Annotated in this window: 2 protein-coding genes and 2 pseudogenes; 3 read left to right on the top strand and 1 reads right to left on the bottom strand. The window is 40.4% G+C overall.

Going from position 1 to position 3,649, the window contains the following annotated elements; genetic code table 11:
- Positions 1–382 (top strand): annotated as a pseudogene (locus tag AC4GME_RS18000) (IS4-like element ISPpr2 family transposase); the annotation flags it as partial.
- A 37-nt stretch (positions 383–419) separates the two neighbouring features.
- On the opposite strand, the pseudogene AC4GME_RS17995 reads toward AC4GME_RS18000, so the two are convergent.
- Positions 420–1,351, bottom strand: a pseudogene (locus AC4GME_RS17995) (IS1595 family transposase).
- A gap of 427 nt (positions 1,352–1,778) precedes the next feature.
- Here AC4GME_RS17995 and AC4GME_RS17990 point away from each other — a divergent pair.
- Positions 1,779–3,461 carry a glycoside hydrolase family 3 protein gene (locus AC4GME_RS17990; protein WP_490379957.1) on the top strand — a complete coding sequence of 561 codons (1,683 nt, stop codon included), beginning with the start codon at positions 1,779–1,781 and terminating at the stop codon, positions 3,459–3,461.
- Positions 3,427–3,649: HAD hydrolase-like protein (locus tag AC4GME_RS17985; RefSeq protein WP_490379956.1), on the top strand; the 223-nt coding region annotated here is incomplete at its 3' end. The genes AC4GME_RS17990 and AC4GME_RS17985, both read left to right, overlap by 35 nt.

The following is a 3,649-nucleotide window of genomic DNA, read 5'->3' as shown; positions in this document are numbered from 1 at the left end:
AGGTTGGGATAATACCCCTAAAAAAGTCGTGAGATTATACAAAACAAGAATACAAATTGAAGAAGCATTCAGAGACACAATGAATGCCAAACTAGGCATTAGCCTTGAGTTAGCAAACTCACGAACTCCAGAGCGGTTTGATATACTTCTTCTTATTGGATCATTCATTCTCTATATTTTATGGTGCATCGGATTTGCAGCAGAGCAATTAAATTACCATCACTCATTACAGGTGAATACTGTAAAAAACAGACGTGTTTTATCACATGTTTATCTTGGCAGAGAGGTTATTGATGATGAGCGATACATGGTAGATGATGAAGTTATTATTTGGGTTTTGCATGAATTACCCAACCTCGTTATGCGGTTGTATAATTTGTGATTTTTGTAGAGATCCCTCAGTACCTAAAACCACCTGATTACCACCGAGCCTCAGCTAGCTTAAGAAGCCGCTGTGGCATCGGTGCTGTTTGAATACTTGAATAAATAAGCTGCTCAATCATTTTCTCCAAGTTAAAGTGTCTATTAAACTTAAAGCAGAATTCAGCACGATATCGTGGTAGATGCTTTTTGTTAATGTACCATGCATTGAATTCTTAACGTTACTTATCATAGTGTTTACCCACTTAAAATAAGGTAACTAGACACAACCAGGCCCTCCGCCAGTGATAATGGCTTGGTGAAACTGTTTGCATCTTCAATGCCACGGAAACAAGCTAAACCATCTGAAATTACTAATGATTTGGGGCGAATATGAGTCTTTGCCCACTGGGTCAATTCTTGTTTCTTAAATCCATTTACTGCGCTAAAACGCATATGCATGGGATGCCCCTCTTCGTTCATATAAACGGCGGCAACAAAAGGCCGTTTCCCTTTAGCTCCCCGACCTCTAACACCACGTTTTACGCCACCCCAATAGACATCATCAAGCTGGATGAACCCATAAAGTGGATTTTCATCATCACGCTCTTTCATCGCTTGCATGAGTTTATGTTTCAGTCGCCAAGCCGCGTTATAAGACACACCAAGTTGTCTTGATAACTCTAATGCTGAAATACCGTTCTTTTCTTGTGTAATGAGATAAATGGCTAGAAACCGATAGTTAATGGCAGTTTAGAGTAGGAAAATAGAGTGCCAGAAGTAAGAGAAGCTTGATGGTGGCATCAATTGCATTGATATACAGATCGTGATTTTAACTGGTAATACTTGTCATGCTCACAAAAGGACAACAATAACCAGTTGGCCAACGCATATCGAACAGACGTTTTTGACATTGTTCCTCTTGACCATACATCTCAATAAACACATGAATAGAAATACTTTTTTTAAATTGGACTTGGTTCTTAGCCATTGGATCTGCCTCCATAAAAGAATTACGCTAAGTCTAGTTTGTGAAGGCTGAATCTAGGTGGTAATCAAATATATTTATAGATATTAGTAAATTATCAATCACTTGCACAAGGGAGGGGGCAAATTTGATGACCAATAGGGGGGATCTTTGGAATTCACCTTGGGCTGTGAAAGAGAACATGTTTCTGGTGTCGCCCACTCCTACAAAAAAACATTTATTGTTCAGTAAGTTAAACCAGCTCTGCCCCATTTCTCAGTAACAAAGTGATAATCTCGAAAGAGTGACTCTGATCACAATTCCATTCCAATGGCAAAATCCCCCCCCTATGTTGGTCAAAAGAGGACTGCACTCTTACTGCGTTAAATGCATACACTTCATTCATCAAATTTAACACGTTCTAAATGTTCAATAATACAGTGAGGTTTATATGATCGACTTACACGCTAGTCCTTTCCACTTAGCAGACGATGATATTCGGTGGGTTGAAACGACGCTAGATGCGATGTCTCTAGATGATAAAATTGGTCATCTTTTTTGTCCAATTGGCCTAAGTGCCGAAGAATCAGATTTACAAACGCTATTAGATGAATTCAAACCTGCAGGGATCATGTTCCGCCCTGGCACAACTGAAGAGGTGCAAAATGTGCATCGCTATCTGCAAAAAAACAGCAAAATTCCGATGTTGATTGCTGCGAACTTAGAAAGTGGTGGTAACGGATCAGTGTTTGAAGGCACGGAGTTTGGAACCCAAATGCAAGTGGGTGCAACCAATGATGTTGAGATGGCCACAAAACTAGGGCGTGTGGTTGCCGCAGAAGGTAAGGCCGCCGGATGTAATTGGGCATTCGCCCCAGTAATTGATATCGATTATAACTGTCAGAACCCGATTACAAATACTCGAACCTATGGTAGCAATCCTGAACTGGTTGCAAATATGGGAACTGCATATGTCGAAGCGGTACAGAAAGAGGGGCTTGCCACGTCAATCAAGCACTTCCCAGGTGACGGTGTTGATTATCGTGACCAGCACTTAGTGTTGTCTGTTAATACAATGACACCTGAAGAGTGGGATAAAAGTTTCGGCAAGGTATATCAACAATGTATAGATGCAGGTGCACTTACTGTGATGGCGGGGCACATTGCTATGCCGGAGTATTCTAAGCAACTTAACGCCGAACTGAGTGATCAAGAGATCATGCCTGCTTCTATCTCATCAGAGCTTTTAAATGACTTACTACGTGGGAAACTTGGTTTTAATGGCATGATTGTAAGCGATGCGACTACTATGGCTGGCTTTACAGTAGCAATGAAACGTGAACTTTCGGTGCCAATGACAATCGCTGCCGGTTGTGATCTGTTTTTATTTAATAAAGATCTTAAAGAAGATTTCGGTTTCATGAAAAAAGGCATTGAGGATGGCATCTTAAGCATGGCTCGAGTTGATCAGGCGATCACACGTACTCTTGCAACTAAAGCGGCATTAGGTCTTCATAAGTATGAAGCTACAATGAACACTGAGATCATAGGCTGTGAAGAGCATCAAGCATTAGCAAAATCTTGCTCAGATAAAGCGATTACATTAGTCAAAAATAATGAGAATCTTTTACCTCTGAGTTTAGACGAACATCGTAACGTATTGCTAATCGGTTTGGGGGATGAGCCAGGTATGTTTGGTGAGGAACAAGGAGTCGTTCAAAAATTTAAAGCGCAATTGGAAGCTGAAGGTTTTAACGTCACCCTCTACGATACTTCGCAATTTACCATGAAAGATATGATGCAATCGGTTGAAGATTTTACCGCCGATTATGATGTCGTGATTTATGGCGCATATTTTAAAACCGCCAGTAACAAAACCACATTACGTATCAATTGGGCGCGACCGATGGGCGTTGATACACCATGGTTTAGTCCTGAAATTCCAACCCTGTTTGTGTCATTTGCTAATCCTTATCATCTTGTGGATGTGGCTAGAGTACAAACCTATATCAATGCCTACACGGGTAATGATAATACGATTGAAGCTGTTGTCGATAAATTGCTAGGCCGTTCAGAATTTAAAGGCGTTAGTCCAGTCGATGCATTTGTTGGCCAATGGGATACCCGTTTGTAATTACATAAGGAATAAAATGATGATTGTTAATTCAGAACAAATTCAAGGCATTATTTTTGATTTAGATGGTGTGCTTGTCGATACAGCTAAGTTTCATTATTTAGCATGGAAAGACATTGCTGAAAAAAATCAGATGACATTTACGGAGCAAGATAATGAAAAACTAAAGGGCGTAAGCCGGGCTAGAT

Source organism: Psychromonas sp. (assembly GCF_983033635.1).
Note: the sequence above shows the minus strand (reverse complement) of the source record. Positions and strands in the feature narration are given on the sequence as shown.

Coding starts and splice junctions, on each gene's coding strand:
- AC4GME_RS17990 (WP_490379957.1), top strand. CDS start 1,779: ATGATCGACTTACACGCTAGTCCTTTCCACTTAGCAGACGATGATATT.